This window comes from Dendronalium sp. ChiSLP03b (assembly GCF_034531165.2).
GTDB lineage: Bacteria > Cyanobacteriota > Cyanobacteriia > Cyanobacteriales > Nostocaceae > Dendronalium > Dendronalium minutum.
Genome location: NZ_JAVRBR020000132.1, coordinates 41,754 through 66,903, shown reverse-complemented (window position 1 = coordinate 66,903; position 25,150 = coordinate 41,754). Strand labels below are relative to the sequence as shown.

The 25,150-nt window shown below is 42.7% G+C and carries 21 protein-coding genes; 12 read left to right on the top strand and 9 right to left on the bottom strand.

Annotated elements, in window-relative coordinates:
- The first annotated feature begins 51 nt into the window (after positions 1–51).
- On the top strand, positions 52–1,359 hold the full coding sequence (locus tag RMY31_RS30900) for a nicotinate-nucleotide--dimethylbenzimidazole phosphoribosyltransferase (protein WP_322658303.1): 1,308 nt from the start codon (positions 52–54) through the stop codon (positions 1,357–1,359).
- Between the two features lie 114 nt (positions 1,360–1,473).
- Positions 1,474–1,677 carry a hypothetical protein gene (locus RMY31_RS30895; protein WP_322658252.1) on the top strand — a complete coding sequence of 68 codons (204 nt, stop codon included), beginning with the start codon at positions 1,474–1,476 and terminating at the stop codon, positions 1,675–1,677.
- Positions 1,678–2,050: 373 nt separating this feature from the next.
- Here RMY31_RS30895 and accB read toward each other — a convergent pair whose 3' ends face one another.
- The gene (accB, locus tag RMY31_RS30890; RefSeq protein ID WP_322658253.1) at positions 2,051–2,599 is read right to left on the bottom strand and encodes an acetyl-CoA carboxylase biotin carboxyl carrier protein; all 549 of its coding nucleotides are present in this window, start codon (positions 2,597–2,599) and stop codon (positions 2,051–2,053) included.
- 672 nt (positions 2,600–3,271) lie between these two features.
- Here accB and RMY31_RS30885 point away from each other — a divergent pair.
- A complete protein-coding gene (locus tag RMY31_RS30885) occupies positions 3,272–4,525 on the top strand; it encodes a DUF4336 domain-containing protein (protein ID WP_322658254.1) in 1,254 nt (417 codons plus the stop codon).
- A 52-nt stretch (positions 4,526–4,577) separates the two neighbouring features.
- Here the strand turns inward: RMY31_RS30885 and RMY31_RS30880 are convergent, their stop codons facing one another.
- The 7 genes from RMY31_RS30880 to RMY31_RS30850 all read right to left on the bottom strand — a co-directional run bounded on the left by RMY31_RS30880 (position 4,578) and on the right by RMY31_RS30850 (position 10,245).
- Entirely contained in the window at positions 4,578–5,237 is a 660-nt protein-coding gene (locus tag RMY31_RS30880) for a HEAT repeat domain-containing protein (RefSeq protein ID WP_322658255.1), read from the bottom strand.
- A gap of 162 nt (positions 5,238–5,399) precedes the next feature.
- The gene (locus tag RMY31_RS30875; RefSeq protein ID WP_322658256.1) at positions 5,400–5,762 is read right to left on the bottom strand and encodes a CpeR family transcriptional regulator; all 363 of its coding nucleotides are present in this window, start codon (positions 5,760–5,762) and stop codon (positions 5,400–5,402) included.
- Entirely contained in the window at positions 5,740–6,360 is a 621-nt protein-coding gene (locus RMY31_RS30870; protein ID WP_322658257.1) for a chromophore lyase CpcT/CpeT, read from the bottom strand. The genes RMY31_RS30875 and RMY31_RS30870 overlap by 23 nt, the downstream gene beginning before the upstream one ends.
- Before the next feature lie 202 nt (positions 6,361–6,562).
- Positions 6,563–7,096, bottom strand: coding sequence for a phycobiliprotein lyase (locus RMY31_RS30865; RefSeq protein ID WP_322658258.1), 534 nt, complete (start codon positions 7,094–7,096; stop codon positions 6,563–6,565).
- Positions 7,097–7,364: 268 nt separating this feature from the next.
- A complete protein-coding gene (locus tag RMY31_RS30860) occupies positions 7,365–8,120 on the bottom strand; it encodes a phycobilisome rod-core linker polypeptide (protein ID WP_322658259.1) in 756 nt (251 codons plus the stop codon).
- An 83-nt stretch (positions 8,121–8,203) separates the two neighbouring features.
- Positions 8,204–8,953, bottom strand: coding sequence for a phycobilisome rod-core linker polypeptide (locus tag RMY31_RS30855; protein WP_322658260.1), 750 nt, complete (start codon positions 8,951–8,953; stop codon positions 8,204–8,206).
- Between the two features lie 431 nt (positions 8,954–9,384).
- Positions 9,385–10,245, bottom strand: a complete 861-nt coding sequence (locus tag RMY31_RS30850) for a phycobilisome linker polypeptide (RefSeq protein WP_322658261.1) — start codon at positions 10,243–10,245, stop codon at positions 9,385–9,387.
- Positions 10,246–10,639: 394 nt separating this feature from the next.
- Here RMY31_RS30850 and RMY31_RS30845 point away from each other — a divergent pair, with 394 nt between their 5' ends.
- The 5 genes from RMY31_RS30845 (at position 10,640) to RMY31_RS30825 (ending at position 17,821) form a co-directional block, all read left to right on the top strand.
- Positions 10,640–11,215 carry an rRNA large subunit pseudouridine synthase E gene (locus RMY31_RS30845; RefSeq protein WP_322658262.1) on the top strand — a complete coding sequence of 192 codons (576 nt, stop codon included), beginning with the start codon at positions 10,640–10,642 and terminating at the stop codon, positions 11,213–11,215.
- Positions 11,216–11,255: 40 nt separating this feature from the next.
- Entirely contained in the window at positions 11,256–11,705 is a 450-nt protein-coding gene (locus RMY31_RS30840) for a hypothetical protein (protein WP_322658263.1), read from the top strand.
- A 97-nt stretch (positions 11,706–11,802) separates the two neighbouring features.
- A complete protein-coding gene (locus tag RMY31_RS30835) occupies positions 11,803–13,635 on the top strand; it encodes a PAS domain S-box protein (protein ID WP_322658264.1) in 1,833 nt (610 codons plus the stop codon).
- A 313-nt stretch (positions 13,636–13,948) separates the two neighbouring features.
- On the top strand, positions 13,949–15,952 hold the full coding sequence (locus RMY31_RS30830) for a serine/threonine phosphatase (protein WP_322658265.1): 2,004 nt from the start codon (positions 13,949–13,951) through the stop codon (positions 15,950–15,952).
- Between the two features lie 591 nt (positions 15,953–16,543).
- The gene (locus tag RMY31_RS30825; protein ID WP_322658267.1) at positions 16,544–17,821 is read left to right on the top strand and encodes an FHA domain-containing serine/threonine-protein kinase; all 1,278 of its coding nucleotides are present in this window, start codon (positions 16,544–16,546) and stop codon (positions 17,819–17,821) included.
- A gap of 63 nt (positions 17,822–17,884) precedes the next feature.
- Here RMY31_RS30825 and RMY31_RS30820 read toward each other — a convergent pair whose 3' ends face one another.
- Positions 17,885–18,106, bottom strand: a complete 222-nt coding sequence (locus RMY31_RS30820; protein WP_322658268.1) for a DUF4327 family protein — start codon at positions 18,104–18,106, stop codon at positions 17,885–17,887.
- A gap of 1,067 nt (positions 18,107–19,173) precedes the next feature.
- On the opposite strand from RMY31_RS30820, the gene RMY31_RS30815 reads away from it, so the two are divergent.
- From RMY31_RS30815 to RMY31_RS30800, 4 genes are all read left to right on the top strand, one after another.
- Positions 19,174–19,569, top strand: a complete 396-nt coding sequence (locus tag RMY31_RS30815; protein ID WP_322658269.1) for a tetratricopeptide repeat protein — start codon at positions 19,174–19,176, stop codon at positions 19,567–19,569.
- A gap of 32 nt (positions 19,570–19,601) precedes the next feature.
- Positions 19,602–22,742, top strand: coding sequence for a glycosyltransferase family 1 protein (locus tag RMY31_RS30810; RefSeq protein WP_322658270.1), 3,141 nt, complete (start codon positions 19,602–19,604; stop codon positions 22,740–22,742).
- Between the two features lie 8 nt (positions 22,743–22,750).
- Positions 22,751–24,406: an O-linked N-acetylglucosamine transferase, SPINDLY family protein gene (locus RMY31_RS30805; protein ID WP_322658271.1), complete on the top strand. Its 1,656-nt coding sequence runs from the start codon at positions 22,751–22,753 to the stop codon at positions 24,404–24,406.
- 161 nt (positions 24,407–24,567) lie between these two features.
- Positions 24,568–25,146, top strand: a complete 579-nt coding sequence (locus RMY31_RS30800) for a Uma2 family endonuclease (protein WP_322658272.1) — start codon at positions 24,568–24,570, stop codon at positions 25,144–25,146.
- Positions 25,147–25,150 lie beyond the last annotated feature (4 nt).

Below are 25,150 nucleotides of genomic sequence, written 5' to 3'. Positions count from 1 at the left end.
TGGTCAGTTGTCAGTGGCAAAAAGACACAACTGACAACTGATAAAAAACTTATGATTAATATTTATACTCAAACAGAACAAGGTAAAGAATGGATTGCGAAGTATCGCGGCTGCTTACCCTTGTTTGCCTGTGTTTTAGGTTTTACTGAAACAGGCTTGATTCCAGGAATTTCAGCAGCTGGACGCACTCCTGAGGATCGGAAATATACTGCTTGTGCTGATGCCGAGTTTTTATATTACGGTCCGGAACAAAAACCCCAACATCCTCTACCACCACTAACAGCGGGAGCATCGCCCGTACTGATTTCCCGTGCTGTAGTTGAAGCACTCAACATTCCAGTTTATTTATTTGATGCTGGTTTACCGCAGGCTGCTGCTGTGCCAGCAATTGATTTGGGTGGCACTCCTGCTAGATGTTTAAGTGAAGGTGCTGCTATGGAACTAGCAATAGTACGCCACCTACTAGAGCAAGGATTGCTTTGGGGAGAACGCCTTGCAGCCGATATCCAACAAGGGTATCTGATTATAGGTGAGTGCGTCGTTGGGGGAACTACAACTGCCCTAGCAATTTTAACGGGCTTAGGCATAGACGCAGTAGGAAAAGTTAACAGCAGTCACCCTGTTTGTAACCACACGCAAAAGTGGGCATTAGTAGAAGCTGGGCTGGAGAGGTGGAGGGCAGGGGAAGCAGGCGGAGCAGGCAAAGATAAATTAACTTCTTCATCTCCCTCATCCCTCTCATTCACCGCGTCCCCGCGTCACCCTTCGGGTGACGCTACGCTAACGCAGTCGCCTGATGCCACTTTCTTCAACGGGGGGAACCCCCGCACAGAAGTGGCTCCGGAGGGAAACCTTCCCGCAGCGCTGTCTCACCGCGTCCCCGCGTCTGTGATTGACCCCCTACAACTAGTAGCAGCGGTAGGCGATCCTATGCAAGTGGTTGTAGCTGGGATGACGATCGCTGCTAGCCGCAGTTGTGGTGTTATGCTTGCAGGCGGTACGCAAATGCTGGCAGTTTATGCTTTAACGAGTGCGATCGCTCAAGTTTACAATTTATCTTGGCAGCCAATAGAAGTAGTTATAGGTACAACTCGCTGGGTAGCAGAAGACCCAACTGGCGGTACTGTTGATTTAGCTCTCAACTTAGGAGCAAAAAATCCTCCCCTACTGGCTACTGGAGTCAGTTTTGCCAATTCTCGTTATCCCCAACTCCAAGCTTATGAGCAGGGCTTTGTGAAAGAGGGTATGGGCGCTGGAGCCGCTTGCATAGCTGCCCATCTCAGCCACGATTGGTCACAACATCAACTTTTGGCTGCCATTGAAACTCAACTGGAGCGGCTAAGCCGAGTCAAGAAATAGTTGAGTTTTGCTACTCCAAAGATATTTGCTGCTACTTTTGTGAGTTAAAAATGCGATCGCTGGGTAATAGAGCTAGCCTAGAGATTAGATTGTCAGGGTAAGCACCAAAAGAAAATGCAAGACTCAGTATTTATCATCTTCATTGTCTTCGGCTTTATCTGGGTACTGATGGGAGTCGTTGGTTTAATTGCTCTTTTCAAGTCCGAGGGTCAAGAAATTCGCTTTGAGAAATCGGGACTAATAGTATTCTTGCCGATTATTATCCCGATTGCGATCGTCCTGTTATATCAGGTAGTAAGAACGTTCATTTTACAATAAGCTGTCTCATTCATGCTGCTGTTACAACTTTTTCAAACTACCAGTTCCACTTTCATCGCCTTTAACTAGCCTGCTAATATTTCTGCTGATGTTGAAGGCAGGAAAGCGATCGCAGTGCCAAATTCAAGAGAAAATTATTTTGAGGAACCCGTCCACCGAGCTGTCTCCCCAACGCACTGGCTTCTGATGACGGACGACAGACAGCGCTTGGTAGTCAACTGTCTAGTTGAGTCAATGTACAATTTTGTTAGCGTAAAAGTTTAATAGGCTTGTTTCTCTGAAAGATTCCTGTGATGTACATTAAAAATAGGGAATAGACGGACAAGAGTAACAAGTACTACCTCTCCTGCTCCCCCTCCTCCACCTGCCTTCTTTAATCAGGCTTGATTCTCACTAATTGCTGCCCAAATTCTACTGGCTCACCATTTTGCACCAGAATTTCGACGATTTGTCCAGATGCTTCAGCTTCAATTTCATTCATCAGCTTCATAGCTTCAATAATACAGACTGTTTGACCAGCTTTAATGCGATCGCCTACTTCTACAAAGGGTGGTTCGCTGGGAGCAGAGGCACGGTAAAAAGTCCCCACCATTGGTGAAACCATATCAAACAACTTTTGCCCAGTAGGCAACGATGCAGCTATTGTTACCTGCTCTGGGGCTACATTCCCAGTATCCACAACCCCACTGATTGCCATATTAATTTCAGAACCTGATGTTGCGGCGATCGCAGCACTTAGGGTTGAGGGCGATGCCAAAACACCTCCTTGCTCCAATTGCTTGTCAGACAGCAGTTGCTCTCTGACTTCAACAGCTTTACGCACTGTCAGTTCAAAATCATCAGTTTTAAGCGTTACTTCTGCAAAGTTACTTTGAGCAATTGTAACTAGAAGTTGGTTGAGTTCATTAAAGTCTATTGTCACAGATTGTCTAACCTTACCTAATGTATATACAAACTATTTGAGTATTTGAGTTTGTATTCTTGATTCAAGAAAGCATTTATCAGATAAAATACCATCTCTTTTATCAAAAGAAGAATGGTTCAAATATAAATAAATTAAAAAATTATTTTTCCAATTAATTTATGCAATCCAATATGATTAAGGTATAGAAAGTTGTGGACAATTATAGAATGTGTTATGACTAATTGCGTCCATATAATTTTGATGTATAAAATATATCTAAAATTGAATAAGAGTTAACATAAAATAAAAAAAATATTTACACAAATTACATATTTGCTTTGAATTTGCTCTGTTTCCAAAACATCAATTAATTTATAATAGGTCATTTTGTTATGGCTTAGTTTAAAAATAAGTATTTATATGAAAACATAAAATCTCCTCTAATAATTTAATCTTATCTTTAACAAGATTCAACTACTGCTTAATAATCGCTGTATTAGCTGCTACGAATAGGTAATTATAAAATAAGTGTATTCATCTACTGTTTAAGCAATAAGTTCATGGTTACCGTTAAGTAAGAGTGGCTAATTGCCAACCCTGGCAATGAACCTTTGAATTAAAGATTGGGCAATACTTTACTCTACAAAAATCGCAATAATGATATTGGTGCAAGATGTGAATAGAATGACGATGAATGCACGCAAACGTAAGTCAAGAGTACAGTCTCAGGAGCAATGGATGAATTCCAGCACCCATTCGAGAGATTGGTCATGGCCGTTTTGGCCTGCTTTACCACTCTATCCTTACGGCAGGCGGCGAACAGTTTGCAGAGAAATAGTTAAGGACACTATCTGGACATTCGATCAGCCTCACGGCATTCTTTATACTATCGTGCCGATTCGGATGACCGTCGTTAAGCTGGAAGCAGGTGGACTCCTTGTCTATGCACCTGTTGCGCCAACAACCGAGTGTATCCAGCTGGTGAATGAGTTAGTGGTAAAGCACGGTGATGTTAAGTACATCATTCTGCCAACGAGCTCTGGTTTGGAACATAAGGTTTTTGTTGGCCCCTTCGCCAGACGCTTTTCACAAGCGCTGGTTCTGGTTGCCCCGCACCAGTGGAGCTTTCCGTTCAATCTGCCACTTAGTTGGCTTGGTTTTCCGCAGAAACGGACACAGGTGCTACCAGAGGATTGCAGCCAAGCTCCCTTCGCTGATGAATTTGACTACGCAATGTTGAATATCAATTTGGGACGGGGGTCTTTTGCAGAAGTTGCTCTGTTGCACAAGCGATCGCGCACTCTACTCTTGACCGATTCTATACTGTCTGTGCCAGAAGACCCACCTGACATTATGCAGTTAGACCCGTACCCCTTACTGTTTCACGCTAGGGACAATGCCCTCCAGGTTATCGAGAACAACGAAGTAAACCGTCGCCAGGGATGGCAACGGATTTCACTGTTTGCGATTTACTTTCGTCCTAGTGTGGTGGAGATTGCTGGACTCAGGCAAATATTTCGCGATGTTCTTAAAGCACCAGATTGTTCCCGAAAAGCTTACTTCGGTTTATTTCCATTTCAATGGCAAGAGAATTGGAAACAGTCATTTGATGTCTTACGAGGAAATGGACGGCCATTTGTCGCGCCGATTCTGCAAACCCTAATTCTACCTCAAGCACCCAGAGAAGTACTTAACTGGGCTGACAAAGTTGCAACTTGGAATTTTCAGCAGATTATTTCTTGTCACTTTGACTCGCCCATTGAGGCAAGTCCGCATCAATTCCGGCAGGCATTCACTTTCCTCGAAAAGCAACCCTCTGTAAGTCAGGACTCGTCTGGAAGCGGAGGCTATCCCCTGTTAGAGGAAGATTTTAGATTCATCAAGGAACTGGAAGCTAGTCTAGTTAGGCGTGGCATCGCTACACCAGCCAAGGAAAAAGTTTAATACTAATATCATGTCCGTATAATTGCTAAGGTTAAAAGCAGGGAGTGCAAATTTACTGGAGTAAATCTTCCATCGCCGCCCCAACCACCCGATGATTGGCATCCTGTCTAAGTTGAGCTAAGGCTTCTTTGGCATCGGGGTCATCAAAATGTTTTAAGGCATAAGCAACCTGTATCCGGATACGTTCGGACTGCGAATTCTTGAGTATTAAGAGTTGGGATAAAGCAGCTTGATGTTGACGGGAGCCAGCTAGACTGCCCAGCGTATCTACTGCGGCCTCTCGCACACTTGCATCTTCTCCTTCTAGCCCCTGGACACAAACCTCAAGTATTTCTTCGGGGCACTCCAGTTCAACTAAAGTTGCCAGTATGGTGCGGCGCAACAGCCAGTGTTCATCCATAAAAAATGTTTGCACTAGATGGGAAACTGAGAGCCTGCCAAACAGAGATAAGGAGTTAGCAGCTTCTGCTCGCACATTGGGGGTGTTATCAAACTTGATAATCTCAAGTAAAGCAGCAAAGGATTCAGATGTCTGGTGCTTACCCAACCCCCTAGCAACAAACGATCGCACTAAAAATTCTGGGTCGTGGAGGTGCTTGGTAAGTAAGGGAACAGCTACTTCAGCGGGATAATCGTTGAGAGCAGCGATCGCATCAAGACGATATTTAAAATCCGAGTTTTGTAAATCGGTTTCGATTTGATGGAGTTCCATGAGAGCGAATTGATAAAAGTTTCCTTCACTTTAATCTAGAAAAGACTGGGAATAAGAGAGCAGGGGGAGCAGGGGAAGCAGGGGGAGAAAAATTTTAAATGACCACCGACTCATCCCCAGTCCCCAGTCCCCAGTACCTAATACCCAATCCCCAATCCCTACTTACTGCACATCAAATCGCGTGCGAAAACTGCCATATTTAATCCAGTATTGCCTTAAGTTATGACAAGGGGTATGCAAACTGGCCCTAGCACGATACAAAAAAACTTGACGATGATCTCCCATCCATAATTTGTCAATCGGTTCAACCGAAATTATGGTTCCTCCCAACGCCATAACGCATTCCGAAAAACGCTCGACAGCGCTATAGTCTACCGTTTCAAAAATAAAAAAATTACCTGAACAAATCAAATGACGGCTCCGGAGCCAGCATTGCATCTTTTTTTGAGCTTCTGGTGGCAACATTTTTGCTTCAACCCGTTCCAGACTCTTCAGGGAAGCGTCATAAGATAGCTGGGACTTCATGGGCAAAACTCTCTCTTTTTTCAAACCGCAAGGGTCCAAAAGTTGACCCCCAAACTTGCTCATGTGTATTGATATCCATGCCTCTATCCAGGCTGACCCAGGTGGTTTCTGTGATTTCGACATCGCTCACCAAGTAAGTCTGACAGCCATTGCGCTCTATTAAACACAAGTTGCCAGGTTCTACACTGCCTCGAAACAGATCGCCGTCTCGTTTGAAGATCATGGCGCAGTAATATCGTCGTTCAATGCAGTCGGTCGTAATTGTTTTGAGAATGTCTAATTCACGTGCCGCACCAGCATAGAGAAATGCATCTTTTAGACCGTAGTTTTCTACATAAATGTGGTCTTCACACTCCACTAGCCGATGCACACCCTGACGGTAGGGACTCCAAAGGTCGTAGTCATAAACTTGCTCGGAATAAAAGCCAATGCCAGAGAAGAATTCAAATGGCAACGGGCGAAAGTAAACATGGATATGAGCGTAATTTTTAGGATTTTCACAAGACTGTTTGTAGTTACTGAAATCACCTGCCATACAACGAGCCAGGGTTAATAAATCCTTTGATTCAGACTCAGAAATATGCAGCGGAGTAGTCATACTAATTCGTAATTCGTAATTCGTAATTCGTATTTAAGACATACTTTAGAAAGGCTTGATACAATCGCTTTCCAATATTTTAACCTTTGTAAATTAAACAATATATCCTTTTTAAACTTGGTGTTACTGTTATGAAATTGGCTCAAGTTGATAATTTGAAAAATTTGCAATTCATGCTATGAGAATTTTTAATTATTTATTTTTAATTTTTAATTTCTTGTCGAATTTCTGATGAAAAAGAGGCTGTAACAATTCCTGTACCTGCGCTGGTTTTGATCAGAGAAACTCGACAGCGCACATTGGGGTTAACAAACCAGATTTTTTCTTCGGCGGCAGCGCGATCGTATGCTGTAACCAAGACGAAGGTATCATCTTCAGTCAGGTAGTAGTCACCAGCAGCTGCCATAGTTTCTGCATAGCCTTGGTCGCGTAAAAGTTTACCGCGATTGGGGCGATCGCGATCGGGAACGGGAACCAGAATACAACTACCTTTGAGGACTTCGTTTTCATCCCAGTCCGATTGACCGTCCCAGCTCATACGGAATGGAGAAACGGCTGCTTTTGTGTCGATGTTATAGGACTTGCAGAGGTCAACGACTGCTGGGTCGTCTAGGGTCATAGCAACGATGTCGATGACCGATTGTATGGCTTCAAAGTGACCAAAAGCTAGGTGATGGGCGCTGCGTTGCGATCGCCAACGGCCAATAGAACGCTCAACAAATTCTGTAATGTTCATGACGGCTTAATAACTAGGTAAAGCATTTCAGAGATTTAGATTAAATCAGAGTAATATCAAGTTCGGATAATCACTTATTTTTTAGAATTCTCTGCTTCTTTGCGTCAGTCCTAATGATAAGTTTTCAAACGAACTTGATATAGTAAGTTCTTTAGAGTTGGGTAGAGATGCTTACAGAGTATCTGCAAAAAATGCAGAGGAAAAAAGAAGCAATGTGCTAACCAAGGTTTGAGCCGTCTACATTGCTACCAAATTGTAGGATTATACACTAAGCCACTTCCGCAATACTGAGAATCTTACCACCTGTCTTATGAATGTTTTGAATTTTTTGGGACAGTTGAGCATACCCCACTTCAAATGTCGTGGTGCTTTGAGTGACCCGAGGACCACTGGCTTTTGTGATGGTGATGCGGAAACGCTTACCAGTATTGTTATAAGCTCCAGAACCACCAGCAGGAGGTGCTATTTTGGTGGGCAAATTGCTTGCGACCTCACTAATTAGCTTTGCCGATTTGCCAGCATCACTGGTTGCATATCCCCGTATCAGAGCGAAGGTGCGGTTAAAATCTACATTCTTGAAGCCTGTTTGGGTGCGATTTCCCCGAGCAGAGGGCACGATATTCTCACCAAAACTTGCCACATATTCGTCGCCATCAATGTAGGAGTTAATGTCAGCTTCGTAGCCCTGCGTATTGTAAATTTGCACATGCTCGGAAATTTCAGCCTGGTCTTGTGGGGCACGACCGAGCAGGTGCTTAAAGTTCAATTCAATAAAGCGATAGGGGGAAGAGTTGTCAAAAAATAGCGAACGATATAGATCGGATTGAGCGATCGCTCTTACAAAGCCTCGGACTGTGATATCGCTGTTTCGTAACTGAGACTCGGCACTGGTGAGTCTTTGGCTGTCCATTACATGAGCATTACCCAAAACTTGTCGATATGCTGCCCGGATGACAGATTGTAAATCATCTTCAGTAGCATTGGGACGCAGTTCAAAGGACTCTGCTTCTATCCAAAGTGCCATATCAACGTCTCCTAAATTGTATTAATGCTTGGTTTTATTAAAGGAATTATGAGCAGGGTGGGCATTGCCCACCCTCTGGAAGATTATACGATTTCAGTAATGCTGACAATTTTCCCGCTAGTGCGATTAATCCGCTGAATTTGCGGAGTTACTTTACTAGCAGGGACAATATATTCAGTTGTGCTGATGCGGCGGGGAGCGTCAAATTTTGAGCCGGTAACAACAATCTTGAAGCGCTTTTCAGTACCTGAGCCAATCACAGTTGCTGAAGACGGCTTGATCTTTGTGCTAGCGTTAGCGGCGATCGCATAGACTAGCTGTGAAGATTTGACTGCGCTATCGACTTGAGCAGGGCCGCGATCGAGGGCAAAAATGTGATTGTAGCCTACTTGCTTGATATTAGCTTCGCTGCTTCTGCCGCGATAGTAAGGCACAACGTTTTCGCCAAAGGCTGTTTGGTATTCATCGCTGTCGATGTAAGAGTCGATTTCTGCATCGTAGCCCTCAGCAACAGTGCGAACGATATGTTCGGAGACTTCTCTCTGGTCTTGTGGTGCCCGTCCGAGCAAGTGCAGGAAGTTCAGTTCGACAAAGCGGTAGGGTGCGCTGGACTCAAAGTAACGGGCGCGATAGAAATCAGACTTAGCGACGATGCGGACGAATTCACGCACGCTAATGGCGCGATCGCACAACTGTGACTCGGCTGTTACCAACCGCTCGCTTTCCATCACATGAGGATTTCCTAAAACCTGCTTGTAAACAGCCCGAATCACTGTTTGGAGGTCATCCAATCCATTGTTGGGCAAAAGTTCAAAAATTGTAGGGGATGCCATTGAAACTTATCTCCTAAGATGCTTCAATTTTTCGGTTTGCTTAAGTTCATATAAAACAGTGCTGAGTTGAAAGGAGCCACTGCACAGCGAAGCGCGAGTCCTCAAGCATCAAGGCTCTGCCGACTTGAGAGAACTGATATAGGGAAAACCCACGTTGTAGGCGGAAAGCCTTCCCGCTGGGTTGCAAGTGGCGTTGCTGAGTAAAGAAATAACACTAACACTGTCAATTCAGCTCATGAATCTAGAGCAAGAAGAAACAAAAAAATTTCTTCCTGACTCAATTTCCTAGCTTGAGCTATGGATTACTACTCAGTACTCAGCAACGTTATTTGCTACAACTTGGGTAACCGAAGCAACACACTGGCTCCACACTGCGAAAAACCGCGCAAGCGTTTACAGTATTCAGCACTCAGTACTGCTGAAAGCCTATACTAAACGACTGAAACACTGGCAATAATACCGCCTTGTTGATGAATCCGCTGATACTCCTGCGATAGCTGCTCGTAGGGCACCAGAAAGACTTGGTTGGAGCGGCGGAACTTTGAAACTGCGTTGACGGCTTTCGACCGATAGCCAGTAACTTCGATGCGGTAGACCTTGCCGTCAGAGCTAGCACCCACTCCTTGACGATAGCGGGAACCCAATGCTGGTGTGCGGAAGGTTGCACCATCACTAGCAGGTGACACCACCGGAGTGGCGATGGACTGAATGACTAGGGAATTCAGTTTAGGACTCTTTCCTGCTAGGTCGCCCTTCAAGCTGCTGCTAGAAGCACCGCGCACCAATTGGAAGGTATGAGTAAACTGAACCATGTTTTGAATAGCGACACTTTTGTAGCCCCGGATGTAAGGTACAAAGTTTTCACCAAAGTTATCTTGGTATTCATCGCTGTCGAGATAGGAATCAATCTCGGCTTCAAACCCCTTAGTGTCCAAAATGGTGCTGTGCAACCGTGTTTCTTCCAAATCGCGTGGGGCACGACCGAGAAGATGTCTGAAATTGAGTTCAATAAAGCGGTAACGAGCAGTATTGTCGAAAAAGCGAGAACGGTACAAGTCAGATTTTGCCACAGCGCGCACAAACTCGCGGACGCTAAACTCACCCAGTTTAAACTGCGACTCAGGTATGGCAAGCCTCTCACTTTCCATGACGTAGGCATTACCCAACACTTGCCTGTAAACTGCTTGAATAATCGACTCTTTCTCTTCTTCTGATTGACCGGGTATCCATTCAATAGGAGGGGTTTCATCAAATAGGCTGACCCCCAAGCGTGAAGCTGGTCCAAAAGGCATTAACGATATCTCCTGCGTTAACGACAGAGTTTAAGAAATTTGTTTCAAAAAGTGAAGAAATCTCAGATTGTTCACCCAGGCAAATCAAGCTGTTGGATTGATTTGTTGAACAACAAAGCTTGAATTTCTTCACAGAAAATCTTACCCCGCGAATTATATAAATTTTCGGGGGTTTTATACGCTTTGTTATGATCAATCTTCATATGAGTCTGTAACGAACAACATGAAGATTTATGAATCTTATTGGATATTGGAGACTGGGTACTAGAAGAAATCATTTTAGAACAGGACTTACGCAACTGTCATAAGCGAAGACACTGCACAACTGCTAGGAAGAATAATTACTGATAACTGTACAGACGCGATTAATCGCGTCTCTAATGACTAATGACTAATGACTCTTGACCATCGATATATTATTTTTCACAAACCCTACGGCGTTCTGAGCCAATTTACTCAGGAAACTCATCAACATCACACTCTCAAAGATTATATTGATGTACCTAACGTATATCCTGTAGGACGTTTGGACTGGGATAGTGAAGGCTTGCTGTTGTTGACGAATGATGGACAATTGCAACATCGCCTTGCCAATCCGCGTTTTGGTCATAAACGAACTTATTGGGCACAGGTAGAGCGCATTCCCGATATAGATGCTATAAACAAGTTGCAAACAGGTGTGGAAATTCAAGATTACCGCACTCGACCAGCAAAAGTGAGGCTATTGCCAGAAGAACCACCTGTATGCGATCGCAATCCACCAATTAGATTTCGCAAAAATGTCCCAACAGCATGGTTAGAAATGATCTTGACTGAGGGCAAAAATCGCCAAGTGCGTCGAATGACTGCGGCTGTGGGGTTTCCGACTTTAAGACTAATTAGGGTGAGCATAGCCCATCTACACTTAGACAGTCTACAACTAGGTCAGTGGCGCGATCTGACTCCATCCGAACTCAAGCTTATGCTTTAACTAGGACTGGGGACTGGAGAGACAAGGAGAGAAGTCGCTCATGAGGAGCCACTGCGTTGGTGTTAGCGTAGCGTTAGCGACGCAGGAGCGTCACCCAAAGGGTCTTGGGGGTTTCCACGCCACTTCCTACCCTACGGGAAGGCGTTCCGCCTACAACGGGGGTAACCCTCCTTCGGGTTCGCAGTTCCTTCAAGTCGGCGAAGCCGCCCAACGGACTGCTCACCGCAACGGAGTGGCTCCCCATGAGCGACTGCCGTTAGCGCAGCGAAGCGCGAGTCCTCGCCCAAGGGGCGACGCTAAAAGCGAACGAACGTCAAAGGTTCCCCGGCTTGTAGACGCGCTCTGCGCGGCTTCCCGCAGGGTAGCAAGTGGCGTGGTTTCCCGCAGGGCTAACTTCTCCTATGGTCGACGCTACGCGAACGGACAGACAAAGGAAGATAATTCTTCACTCCTGATTTCTAACTCCAAAAAGCTTCGTATGACTTTTTAATTGCCTTGTTTGACAAAAATTAGATGAAAAGTAGTATAATACTATTTTTTTACTTACGCCGAATAAACATTAGCCATTGGGTGCAAGTTTAAGTCTTATGAGCCTTAATCAACAATCGCTCTGGCATCAAACGCGCCAACAACAGGATATCTTGTCGGCAACACCTGTACGCTTGGAACTTGTGCCCGAAAGAGCCTCCGATTTAGAACTGGGCATAGCAGAGAAACTGCGTCGCACCCAAGAGGAACTCCAATGGTATCGCAAGCTTTATGAAAATGCCCCTGCTATGTACTTCAGCTTGGATGCGACAGGGATAATTATGTCTGTAAACCAGTTCGGTGCAAACCTTCTTGGTTACACACCAGAACAATTGATACAACAGCCTGTCTTTAACTTGTTCGATCGGTCAGACCAACAAAGGCTCTCTGATGTATTCACAAGTTTATTAAAAATTGTGCCTCACGAAACTACCGGAGAGTTTCGTTTAGATTGCCCTACCAGTAAAATTATATGGGTAAAAGTCTTAGTGCGGATATTGCCGAGTGTGGACGAACACTTTCTGGCGGAGGAAAGTCAACGAACACTTGCTACTTTATCCTATCCTTTAGGTACTGCAAAGCAGTATGGAAACGATTTCGGTGTTGAGCGAGAAGGCGTTTCGCTAACAACTGTGGAAACTCCCATACCACTATGTTCTCAGAAAAGTCCAGTCATACTCATGGTATGTGAGGACATTACTGCTCGCAAACAGGCGGAAGATGCTTTAAGAGAAAGCGAACAACGCTTTCAAACTCTGGCTAATAGCGCACCAGTAATGTTGTGGATGGCAGGATGTGACGGGCTGTTTACCTTTTTTAATAAGTCTTGGCTAAATTTTACAGGACGCAGTATAGAGCAACAGCAAGAATGGGGCTGGTTGGAAGCAGTACATCCACAAGAGCGAAATTTCTGCCAAGAAAACTATGATTCTGCCTTTCATGCACGAGCCAAATTTGAGATAGAGTATCGCCTCAAGCGCCACGATGGTGAATATCGTTGGATGTTAGATACTGGTATTCCTAGATTTACACCTAGCGGCAAGTTTGCTGGTTACATTGGTTGCTGTCTTGACATTACAGAACGCAAATTAGCAGAAGTAGCCCTCAAACAAAGTCAAGAAGCAGCGCAAGCGCGGTTAGAGGAGATGGAAAACCTCAATCGTCTAAAAGAAGAATTTCTCAGTACGGTTTCCCACGAACTACGCACACCATTAACTAATATGAAAATGGCAATTCAGATGCTGGGAATTGCACTGCATCAAGAGCAGAACTTTTTAGCGGAAATGGCAAAGCCAGCAGCAGAACGCTCAAAAGCAGCTCGCTATTTTGAAATTTTAGACAACGAGTGCGATCGCGAAATCAATTTAATTAACAACTTCTTAGATTTGCAACGACTAGATACCAGTGCTAAACCTTGGGTACTGGAAACAATTCAAATACAGCAATGGCTTTGGCGGGTGGTAGAGCTATTTAAAGCACGTAATGGCAATTCCTGTAGACAAAAGTTACGCCTCAGCATAGCCTCCAATCTTCCTTCTATCGCCTGCGACCCATACAGTTTAGAACGCATCTTGATAGAATTGCTTACCAATGCCTGTAAATTTAGTCCTCCAGATGCAGAAATTACCATTTCCGCCCAACTGAAAGCTCACAACATCCAGTTTCAAGTAATCAATTCTGGTGTAGAAATTCCAAGCTCTGAATTACCGCGTATTTTCGACAAATTTTACCGTATTCCCAGCAACGATCCTTGGAAGCAGGGCGGCACGGGATTAGGACTGGCATTAGTACAAAAACTTACGAAACATTTAGGAGGAACAATTGAGGTTGAAAGTGGGTCAAACCGTACTTGTTTTGCTATCCAACTAGCCCTGAATAGTGAACGAGAATGAAAGCAGGTGCAAGAGGACACGGGGATGCGGGGACGCAAGGACACGGGGAAAGTCCTCGATAGATTCTCCGCATGTCCCAATTCCAAGTCCCCGCGTCCTCTTTCCTAGTCCCCACTTTTCCTTTTATCAGCAATTGTCTTGCTGATGTCTGAAATATTTAGCTAATATGCGTCACAATTAATACTGCCACCAAAATTCATTGGAGAAACCACAATCTCTTGTTAGGTCTACTGTAGGCAGGGGCGGCCAATTGTGGCACTTTGGATATTAGTGGCTAGAAGCACCTTGGAACCGGAATTAAGGAACTTCCACTATGCTGATTTGCCCTCAGTGTAAATTTGAAAACCCCCACGCTAACAAATTCTGTCAAAACTGTGGCACGTCCCTGACTCACAAAGTCTGTCCTGAATGCAGTACTGAAGTACCTGTAAATGCACAACTTTGTCATCAATGTGGTGCGGAATGCGGAACAGTTTGGTGGGCAATTATTGCCAAGGAACCTACCTTTGCGGAAAGTAGCTTTATACCTGTGGGAATAGAGGGAGATGAGGGAACAGTATCTGCCACGTCTTCCTCATCCTCGTCTCCTCTACCCTCTACTTCTCAGCTAGCAGTAGGTTCTTATTTAGACCAAGAACAGCGCTATCAATTGTTAGAATCGCTATCAACCCCAAAGGAAAATGCTGTTAGTACAGAATTGGGCGTGAGAGTTTTAGACTGCCAGCCTTATCAACTATCACCGATTGAGGCAATGTTAGCCAATCAGCAACAAGGGCTAACACCGTCAGTAGAAACAAATGAAATTCCCAGCCTTGCTAAAGCTTATATTTCCCTACAATCTCAAACTCACCCAGGAATACCATTAATTCATGATGCATGGCAGCAGGATGATATGCAGGTAGTAATCATCCAAGACCGTTCAAATTGGCAAAATTTACTCGATTTGTGGCAAGAAGAAACAACGAGTTCGTTACAAATTTTACACTGGTGTTATCAGATGACCCAACTCTGGACGATACTAGAGCCAGTTAAGTGTCGTCAAAGTTTGCTGGAGTTGTCGAATCTGCGATTGGATGAAGACCAAACACTGGCATTACAACAGTTGTACGTGGAACCCTTGAATAGTCAGTTGGCGATCGCCGAATTGTCAGACGATGAAGAAGCAGATACATTTGCTTTGCAAGGGCAGCCTTTTACTATCCAAGCTTTGGGTCGGATTTGGCAGACGTTATTTAGACAGTCTCAACGCACTCAATTTGGCTCTATAGTGCAGATTTTGGAAGATTTGCAAGTAGGTAGAATTCAGAAGATTGCACAGTTGCGCTCGCGTTTGGAAGAAACTGCGGCTAAATTAGAAGCACCCGTTACCTCAACTTTTCAGCCAACGGAAGAACAAGAACCAGACGCGCCTACTATCCTGCAATTAGATGAACTAGAAGATATCTCTGTCAAAGCTGACGACCTGCCGACAGTTGTACTGTCAATGCAGTTAAGTAGCCTGGAAGATGCAGGACGCACTGATGTAGGCCGTCAACGTCATCACAATGAAGACTGCTTTGGCATTGAAACCAAAATTGAGAAGCTAGAATTACCTAAAAACCGAGTCTTACTGGCCCGTGGGTTGTATATTCTTTGCGATGGTATGGGCGGACACGCTGGCGGTGAAATCGCCAGTGAGTTGGCAGTCAACACCCTACGGAAATACTTTCAAGAACACTGGATTGCCAACCAAATGCCAACGGAAGACAGTATCCGTGAGGCAGTCTATTTAGCGAACCAGGCAATTTTCCAGATAAATCAACAAGATGCCCGTTCTGGTGTCGGACGTATGGGCACAACCTTAGTCGTGCTTTTAATTCAAGGCACGCAAGCAGCAGTTGCTCATGTAGGAGATAGTCGCCTTTACCGCCTGACTCGCAAGCAGGGACTGGAACAAATCACAGTAGATCACGAAGTTGGTCAACGGGAAATTGCTAGAGGAGTGGAAGCAAGTATAGCTTATGCCCGTCCAGATGCTTATCAACTGACCCAAGCCTTGGGGCCTCGGGATGAAAACTCAATCAATCCCGATGTGGAATTTTTTGAAATCAATGAAGATAGCCTCCTCATCCTGGCCTCGGACGGTCTATCAGATAACGATTTACTAGAAATCCATTGCCAGAATCACCTGATTCCCATACTGAGTTCTGACACTAACCTAGAACGGAGTGTGACAAAATTAATCGATTTAGCAAATGAATACAATGGTCATGACAATATTACTGCTATACTTGTCCGGGCAAAAGTACGCCCGAATATGGAGGGGACTGGAGAGTAGGGAGTGGGTACTAGGGACAAGGAGGAGCCACTACGTTGCGCGGGTTCCCAATGCACTCCGTTGGGGAGGCAGTACGTTGCGGAGCCAGTCTCTTGGTGAGGCAGCGCGGTCTTGGGGGTTTCCACGCCACTTCCTACCCTGCGGGAAGGCGTTCCGCCTACAACGGGGGTAACCCCCCTTCGGGTTCGCAGTTCCTTCAAGTTTGTGAAGCCGTCTAACGGACTGCTCACCGCAATGGAGTGGCTCCCCATGAGCGACTGCCGTTAGCGCAGCGAAGCGCGAGTCCTCGCCCAAGGGGCGACGCTAAAAGCGAACGAGCGTCAAGGCTCTGCCGACTTGAGAGAACTGGCGTGAGGTTCCCTCCGTTGAAGTAACTGCCGTCGGCAAAGCCGACTTGTTCGCTCTTGGCGTTACCGTACCCCTGCTCTTAAGCAAGCTACGCGTAGCGGCGACCTTAGGAGAAGCGCAGCAAGTGACGTAGTTTCCCTCTGGGCGAACCTCGGTGGGACAAGGGAGATAATTTTTGATACCTAACTTCTGATTTCTAACTTCTAACTCTAATTCTCACACTTTTATCTTTTAGGTTGCATTGTGGTTACTCTGACCCTGTTAGAACCGCAACAAAAGACACCGCTCAAGCAGTGGTGCTTTGAAAATTCCTCCGTGATTCGGATTGGTCGAGCGGCTGACAATCATATTGTTTTAACTGATAGTTTGGTTTCCCGACATCATCTAGAACTGAAGCAAATTAGTGACAGTAGCAATAGTGGTTCTTGGCAAGTGACTAGTCAAGGCACAAATGGTACTTTCCTCAACGGCGTTCTTGTGTTGCAAAGTCCGTTGCCCAATAATTCCCTGCTGCAACTGGCACAAGGAGGGCCAATTTTGCTATTCCAAATTCAGGAGATGACAGCAGAGAGTGGGCTGCGATCGCAAGAGATTGGCGGGACGAAGGAAAATACTGTTGTACCAATATTCTCAGCAAACAAACCTGCAAGTGCATCTTACACTTGCACCCACGAAGGTAATTCTCCCAAAAATCTATTTTGCATCCACTGCGGTCAACCTTTATCAGTGCAACATACGATTCGTCAGTATCAGGTGTTGCGAACACTGGGACAGGGAGGTATGGGTACTACCTATTTAGCTTGGAATGCAGCAGGTTTAATGGCAGCACACCCACAACTGCTGGTATTAAAGCAAATGAATGCTGATATGGCTAAAATTGCCAAAGCTCAGGAATTATTTGAGCGGGAGGCGTACACGCTCAAATCCCTTAATCACTCTGGAATTCCCAAGTATTATGACTTCTTTGTAGAAGGCGGCAAAAAATACTTGGCAATGGAATTAGTTCACGGACAGGATTTGGAAAAGCGAGTCTATGCCACTGGGCCAGTAACGCCAAACCAAGCGATCGCTTGGATGATCCAAACCTGTGACATATTGGATTATCTTCACAGCCAAGATCCACCACTGATCCACCGTGATATTAAACCCGCTAACCTAATGGTGCGAAATTCTAATAATCAGATAGTAGTGTTGGATTTTGGGGCTGTGAAGGAAATTGGTACGACACCGGGTACTCGTATTGGTGCAGAGGGTTACTGCGCTCCCGAACAAGAACGAGGACAACCCGTGACTCAATCTGATTTATACGCCATTGGGCCAACACTAATTTTTCTGCTGACAGGCGAAAACCCTTTCAAGTTTTATCGCCAACGAGGGCGAAATTTCCGCTTTGATGTGGCAAGCGTTCCCACAATTACTCCCCAATTAAGAGAGATTATCGATCGCGTTACCGAACCATTGCCACGCGATCGCTATCAGACTGCCAAAGAATTGGTTGAGGCATTAGCTGCTTGCCATTGAGAGGACTGGGGGCTGGTGACTAGGGAAGAGTTAACAGTTTTCCCAATCCCCAGTTCCCAATACCTAATCTTCGTCCCACGCCTCTACAGCTAGCAATTCGCTAATTGGGTCTTGCATACTAAACCCAAAATCTAGCAGTTCCTGTTTCCAGTGCTGCCAATCATTGCCATAGAGTAAAGCAATCTTCCAAATGCTATCAGTTGGCTTGATAATATTGGATTCTACGAGTGATTGCACATTACGTTGCAATTTCACCATAGGGTGAAGAATCACTTGCTGAGTCATAACCTAAGTTCAATTCAGATTTTGTTTGGTAAATGCTTAATCAAAACTGCTTTCCGTTTTGCAATTGTCACCGATGCGTAGAGTGTTGTAATTGGCAAAGCTAGTCTTAACTTTCTTACTATACCATAACAAACTCTACTTATTTGCTGACAAATTCGGTCTTGTACGGTAATTACCACCACAAAACTGAAGTTTCGCCGAGCTGCGATCGTGGATGCCGAACGCCAAAACTAGTCGCTCTGTGAAATTGCACTGACACCATCGGTGGGGATGACATGTAAAGTCTTAATTCTTTGTAGACACCAGATCTGCGTGTTTGTGGAAAAACCGTAGAATCAGGGCTATTTTGAAGGTTTTTGTACAACAGATAAAGAATATTTTCAGTGCATGTTTATAACGTTATATACGATATCGCAAACATCTAGGTTTAGACAAATTCATTGCAAATCTTTATATAAATTTAATTTTTATCCAGATATTCAGCGCAGATGTATTTAATTTCTCTCTTTGGACAGAGATAAGAAAAAACTGACAGTTTTTCTTTATACTAAAAAATACAAAAACAGCTTGGGTACAACAGCTTAAGCTCAAAGAAAAAACATGTATAGGGAGGGGTGCATCCCAATTTTTATTTTGCAATGAGATAATAACTGTCATTGCGAGAAGGAACGACGTAGGCAGAGCCTTCTCGCAGAGTAGCAATCGCATGGAGTAGCTCGTAGTTGGAGATTTTGCGATTGCTTCGCTTCACTTCGTTTCGCTCGCAATGACATGCAAAAAAGTGGGATACTCCCATGTATAGCACTTAACTGCTGAAACTTGAGTATAATTTACAGCAGCTTTTTATTCAATGTTTTTGATGAGGCTAGTTTTGAAATTACTTGGTAAAAGTACCGAAAATTGTTGACTAGTATGGATTTTTAGTGCAGCATTGACATCTCTTGATATTCAGCATGACCTAAGTGTGAAAAATTTGTAGTTCAAATGTTAGTTTCTACTGAACGCTGGGTATTCTCATAACTAGAGATTGCTGTTCTCTAAGTATTTACTACAGCAACCATTTAGATATGTCTAGTTCTGGTGAAGACTACCTAACTGCCCGTGCCAAGAAGATTGAGCAGCGAAAAAAGCTTTTAGCAATAGTGTCGATTGTGTCATTTCTAGGTTCTACAGCTTTTGCCGCGATTCCTGCAATACAACATGCTGTTCAGAATCCTGAGTCAGCAACTGTGTCCGTTGAATCTTCATTGCAACAAGAGGCACGGGGTTACGAACTAGTTTTACAGCGAGAACCAGAAAATCAAGTAGCACTGGAGAAACTATCTTTATTGAGGTTGCAATTGAAGGATACGAAAGGTGCAATAGAACTTGCAGAAAAGCTGGTGAATTTGCATCCAGACAGACAAGATTACAAAGTTGTTTTAGAGCAAATGAAGAAACAGCAGAGTAAGAGCGATCGCTAGGAATAATTAAAACTAAAAATAAGAGTAGAAATATGAATAATGATATTGCTAATTCTGAATTGAACCGTTTAATTCCTCCTGAAATCAAAAACGATGAATTTTATACAGCTATTCAACGTATTGCTAAAGAAGAAGATATTCAAACTGTCTTAGAAATAGGTTCATCTACAGGAGAAGGAAGCACAGAAGCATTTGTAACAGGAATGCTGCAAAATCCTAACAAGCCAATCTTGTTTTGTATGGAAGTTTCAAATAGTAGATTTAATGAGCTAAAAAAGAGATATAATAATGAAAATTTTATTAAGTTTTATAACATATCATCTGTACCTTTAGAAAGTTTTCCTGACGAACAAGAAGTTATTGATTTTTATAATAAAACTGATAATAATCTAAAATTTTATCCATTAGAGCGTGTTATTTCCTGGCTCCAGCAAGATATTAAATATGTAAAAGAATCTGGACTGTCTGATAATGGTATTAGAAAAATTAAGCATGAAAATAATATTGAGTATTTTGATTTAGTATTAATTGATGGCTCCGAATTTACTGGTAGTGCTGAATTAGATGAAGTCTACGGAGCAAACTATATTATTCTAGATGATATTAATACATTTAAGAATTATGAAAATTTTAATCGTTTATCAAAAGATAATAATTATTCGCTTATTAGCTACAGCCATAAAATCCGTAATGGTTATGCTATTTTCAGACGTGTTAATAGTAATCAAAAAATAGTATCACCTATTCACTTTTTTACTATTGTCCTAAATGGACAACCATTTATCCGTTATCACATTGAAATTTTTAAACAATTACCTTTCAAATGGCATTGGCATATTGTTGAGGGTGTCGCCGAGTTAAAACATGATACCAGTTGGAGTATAAAACTAGGTGGACATATCAGTGATGATATTCATAAAAATGGGCGTAGTTGTGACGGTACTACAGAATATATAGATGAATTGGTGCAGCTTTTTCCAGAGAATATCACAGTTTACCGTAAACCTGAAGGTGTTTTCTGGGATGGGAAAAAAGAAATGGTAAATGCACCACTTATCAACGTTCAAGAAGAATGTTTGCTTTGGCAGGTGGATGTAGATGAACTATGGACATTAGAGCAAATTTGTAATGGTAGAGAAATATTCATTAGTAACCCTGACAAAACCGCTGCTTTTTATTGGTGTTGGTACTTTGTAGGCGAGAAACTCATCATTAGCACTCGTAACTGTTATGCACAGAATCCTCAACAGGAGTGGCTAAGAACTTGGCGCTTTAAACCTGGATATATTTGGGCAGCACATGAGCCTCCTGTCTTGGTAGAACCTTTAGCTGATGGTCAATATAAAAATGTGGCTGCTACAAATCCTTTTTTACATCAAGAAACGGAAGCACATGGTTTAGTTTTTCAGCATTTTGCTTACGTAACACAAGAACAATTGAGCTTTAAAGAAAAATATTATGGTTATAATAATGCTGTTTCTCAATGGCTCTCTTTACAAAAAACTACTAAATTACCGATTTTATTAAGGGAATATTTCCCTTGGGTTCAAGATGTAACTCAAGTAGACATTGCACATAGACACGGAATAATCCCAATTGCTCAAAAAGACGATAGTAACAACAATTGGAAATTTTTACAACCTGAAGAAGTACAGCAACAAATTGCTAAAATCAGCAAATTGTCACCAATCATTATTATTGATGCAGTCTTTTTTCAACTCTATCAAACTGGAATTGCCCGTGTTTGGAAGTCTCTATTAGAAGAATGGTCAAATAATGAGTTTGCTAAACATATTATTGTGCTTGACCGTGCTGGAACTGCACCTAAAATTCCTGGCATTAGGTATTTGAATATACCACTTTACGAATACGAAAATGCTGATTTTGACCGGGAAATACTACAGCAAGTGTGTGATGAACAAGGAGCAGATTTATTTATATCCTCTTACTATACTACTCCTAATACAACACCTTCTGTATTCATGGCTTATGACATGATACCAGAAGTTATGGGATGGAATCTGAATCTACTTATGTGGAGAGAGAAACATAAAGCTATTCAGAACGCCTCCGCCTATATAGCAATTTCCGAAAACACAGCTCGTGACCTTGTAAACTATTTTACTGATATACCATTAGAGATTATTACTGTAGCTCATTGTGGAGTTAAAAATACTTTTGCCTTAGCTAAATCTGAAGATATTAGTGCTTTTAAAGCAAGGTATGGAATTACAAAACCATATTTTGTTTTGGTTGGTGCTGGATCTGGTTATAAAAATAGTATTTTGTTTTTCCAAGCTTTTTCACAACTTGCTAGTAGTTATGGGTTTGATATTGTTTTAACAGGTAGTGGTGGGGTATTAGCATCTGAATATAGAGTTTATACATCAGGTAGTGCCGTACATATTTTGCAACTTAGTGATGAAGAGTTAGCAATAGCTTATTCCGGTGCTGTAGCTCTAATTTATCCTTCTAAATATGAAGGTTTTGGAATGCCTATAATTGAAGCAATGGCTTGTGGTTGTCCTGTCATTACTTGTCCTAATGCTTCAATTCCAGAGGTAGCTGGAGAAGCTGCAATATATATAAATGATAATGATATAGATGGATTAGCAAATGCACTGTGTGAGATACAAAAACCTGCTATCCGTCAATCATTAATCACTGCGGGTTTAGCACAAGCACAAAAGTTTTCTTGGTCAAAAATGGCAGAAATTGTCAGTTCTGCTTTAATTAACACTACTCTTCTAGCATTACATCTACAAGAAATTAATTTAATTATCTTTCCTGATTGGTCAGAATCGGAAGATTTAATCGGTTGGGAGTTGGCGCAAGTAATCAAGACTCTAGCAATTCATCCTGAAAATAGCAAAACTACTTTATTGATTGATATCACTAATATTTCAACTGAAGATGCTGAGTTGTTGTTGTCTAGTGTAACAATGAGTCTTCTAATGGAGGAAGATTTAGATATTACTGATGAATTAGAAATTTCTCTGGTGGGAAGTTTGGCTGAGATTCAGTGGAAAGCTTTACTACCTCGTATTCATGGTCGAATCGTTTTAGAACATGAAAATCAACAAGCACAGATCCAAGCCAAAGTAGAAACTCTCAAATCTTATGAACTCGCAAGCTTTAACCAGGTACGAGATGAAGAGTTTTTTTTTGCCTGAGTAACAAATTGTTTGCTCAGGAAAAATGGCAAGAAGCGATCGCCCAATATAAAAACCTCTTAGAAATATCATTAGGTGATGTAGAGATTTATTGGCGATTAAGTCATTGCTATAGACAGTTAAACTTGCTAAATGAATATTTCCAAGCTCTCCAACAAGGAATTCAACTTTACCCTACAGACGCAAGACTACATTTTACCTTAATCATTGACTTGCGACGCTATGGGCGTATAGAAGAAGCCATTTACAGCGCAGAAAATGCTGCTAAATGCTTACCTGATGATTACACTTTTCAACTTCTCAAGTATCTGACAATTCCATCAGTATACGACAATCAAGAGGAAATTCACTTTTATCGCCAGCGCTTTGTTGAAGGACTGCAAGATTTAATTCAGCAAACCTCTCTCAAAACTTCTGAAGAACGAAATAGTGCTTTAGCAGGTATAGGTCGCCTGACAAATTTTTACCTGTCATATCAAGCACAAAATGATATAGATTTGCAACGCCAGTATGGGAAATTAGTGCATGAAATTATGGCGGCTAATTTTCCCCAATGGCTAGCTCCTTTATCCATACCTAAGCTTCAGCCTAATCAAAAAATTCGTATTGGCTATGTTTCTCATTACCTACATTGCTATAGTGGAACATTATGGTTGACTGGCTGGCTGCGTTACTGCGATCGCCAAAATTTTGAAATCTACTGTTACTACATAGGAAACGAGCCAGATCCAGTCACACAGCAATTTCAAGAGTACAGTGATGTTTTTCATCATATTCCTTATAATTTACCAGCAGTCTGCGAACAGATAATTGCCGATAAATTGCACATCTTGGTTTTTCCCGAAATTGGGATGAATCCACAAACCATGCAAATGGCTGGATTACGGCTTGCACCAGTGCAATGTGTCGCTTGGGGACATCCAGTGACAACTGGCTTACCTACAATTGATTACTTTATATCTAGCCAGTTAATGGAACCAGAAAATGCTCAAGAACATTACTCAGAGAAACTAATTCGTTTACCTAATATTGGCGTTTCTTATCCAAAACCATATATTCCACCTGTCGTCAAAACCCGTTCAGATTTTCAGCTATCAGATGATGCGGTCATCTATTTATCTTGCCAAGCTCCTTTCAAATATCTGCCGCAATACGATTTTATTTTTGCAGAAATTGCTCGCCGTGTTCCCCAAGCTAAATTTGTATTTTTGCGTGGTAGTTTACTTCAGCCGCGTTTGAAGCGTGCTTTTGCTGCTATCGGACTGAACTATGAGGATTATTGCGTATTCCTGAGCATTCCAGAGCGGTTAGACTATCTGATGATTAACTTACTTTCGGATGTTTATCTGGATACATTCACTTGGTCTGGTGGTAATACTAGTCTAGAAGCGATCACTTGTAATCTTCCCATAGTTACTTGTCGTGGAGAATTTATGCGAGGTCTTCATTCTTACAGCTTCTTGAAAATGCTAAGAGTGACAGATACCATCGCTGAAAATGAAGCGGAATACATCGAAATTGCTGTCAAATTAGGACTAGACCCAGTTTGGCGACGTGATATTTCACAAAGAATGAGCCAACGTCACGACCGACTATTTGACGATAAAACCTGTGTTGAAGGTTTAGAAGCCTTTTATAAACAGGTTGTAAGAGAAAGTTTGTAGTAAGCACTTCAGTGCTGATTTGAGGAGAGGACTAAAGTCCTCATTACCAACAAATTTAAAAGTTTGTAGTCAGCGGTTTTAATATACGATGCGATGTAAATTAAGATCGGAGCTAGGTATGTTATGTCTTAAAGGCTATACCTATATCTTAAAATATTGCTATGACCGCTATTACCATTAACTTTAACAATGTTGTCAAACTTAGCGACGACCAATTTTATCAGTTATGTCGAGATAATCCTGATATCAAATTCGAGCGCAATGCCAATGGAGAACTGATAGTAATGCCACCGACAGGGGGAGAAACTGGAAAACGTAACGCCAAACTGACTGCACGATTTGTTTTGTGGAATGAACAAACCCAGCTAGGTGAAGTTTTTGATTCGTCTACTTGCTTTAGACTCCCCAACGGGCCAAACCGTTCTCCTGATGTTTCCTGGATAGAACTCAGTAGATGGAACGCTCTTTCAGCAGAACAACGCGAAAAATTTCCTCCCATCGCTCCTGATTTTGTTTTAGAGCTAATGTCCCCATCTGATAGTTTAAGTGAAACACAAGCTAAAATGCAAGAATATATGAGCGCGGGAGTCAAGCTGGGTTGGCTAGTAGACAGAAGAACACGCCTTGTCGAAATTTATCGACAAGGACAACCAAAAGAAATATTAGAGTCCCCCACAAGTTTATCTGGAGAGGATATATTAGTTGGTTTTACTTTAGACTTGCAGATTATCTGGAGTTAACCCA

What these genes read in the sequence shown, in the direction of transcription:
- RMY31_RS30860 (WP_322658259.1), bottom strand. Translation starts at nt 8,120, where the DNA reads ATGGCACTTTGGATAGAAGCAGAGTCCTTTGAACTGCGTCCCAATGCT.
- RMY31_RS30855 (WP_322658260.1), bottom strand. Translation starts at nt 8,953, where the DNA reads ATGGCATCCCCTACAATTTTTGAACTTTTGCCCAACAATGGATTGGAT.
- RMY31_RS30885 (WP_322658254.1), top strand. Translation starts at nt 3,272, where the DNA reads ATGAATGCACGCAAACGTAAGTCAAGAGTACAGTCTCAGGAGCAATGG.
- RMY31_RS30820 (WP_322658268.1), bottom strand. Translation starts at nt 18,106, where the DNA reads ATGACTCAGCAAGTGATTCTTCACCCTATGGTGAAATTGCAACGTAAT.
- RMY31_RS30870 (WP_322658257.1), bottom strand. Translation starts at nt 6,360, where the DNA reads ATGACTACTCCGCTGCATATTTCTGAGTCTGAATCAAAGGATTTATTA.
- RMY31_RS30845 (WP_322658262.1), top strand. Translation starts at nt 10,640, where the DNA reads ATGACTCTTGACCATCGATATATTATTTTTCACAAACCCTACGGCGTT.
- RMY31_RS30815 (WP_322658269.1), top strand. Translation starts at nt 19,174, where the DNA reads ATGTCTAGTTCTGGTGAAGACTACCTAACTGCCCGTGCCAAGAAGATT.
- RMY31_RS30895 (WP_322658252.1), top strand. Translation starts at nt 1,474, where the DNA reads ATGCAAGACTCAGTATTTATCATCTTCATTGTCTTCGGCTTTATCTGG.
- RMY31_RS30865 (WP_322658258.1), bottom strand. Translation starts at nt 7,096, where the DNA reads ATGAACATTACAGAATTTGTTGAGCGTTCTATTGGCCGTTGGCGATCG.
- RMY31_RS30880 (WP_322658255.1), bottom strand. Translation starts at nt 5,237, where the DNA reads ATGGAACTCCATCAAATCGAAACCGATTTACAAAACTCGGATTTTAAA.
- RMY31_RS30810 (WP_322658270.1), top strand. Translation starts at nt 19,602, where the DNA reads ATGAATAATGATATTGCTAATTCTGAATTGAACCGTTTAATTCCTCCT.
- RMY31_RS30840 (WP_322658263.1), top strand. Translation starts at nt 11,256, where the DNA reads ATGAGGAGCCACTGCGTTGGTGTTAGCGTAGCGTTAGCGACGCAGGAG.
- RMY31_RS30900 (WP_322658303.1), top strand. Translation starts at nt 52, where the DNA reads ATGATTAATATTTATACTCAAACAGAACAAGGTAAAGAATGGATTGCG.
- RMY31_RS30835 (WP_322658264.1), top strand. Translation starts at nt 11,803, where the DNA reads ATGAGCCTTAATCAACAATCGCTCTGGCATCAAACGCGCCAACAACAG.
- RMY31_RS30830 (WP_322658265.1), top strand. Translation starts at nt 13,949, where the DNA reads ATGCTGATTTGCCCTCAGTGTAAATTTGAAAACCCCCACGCTAACAAA.
- RMY31_RS30850 (WP_322658261.1), bottom strand. Translation starts at nt 10,245, where the DNA reads ATGCCTTTTGGACCAGCTTCACGCTTGGGGGTCAGCCTATTTGATGAA.
- RMY31_RS30875 (WP_322658256.1), bottom strand. Translation starts at nt 5,762, where the DNA reads ATGAAGTCCCAGCTATCTTATGACGCTTCCCTGAAGAGTCTGGAACGG.
- RMY31_RS30800 (WP_322658272.1), top strand. Translation starts at nt 24,568, where the DNA reads ATGACCGCTATTACCATTAACTTTAACAATGTTGTCAAACTTAGCGAC.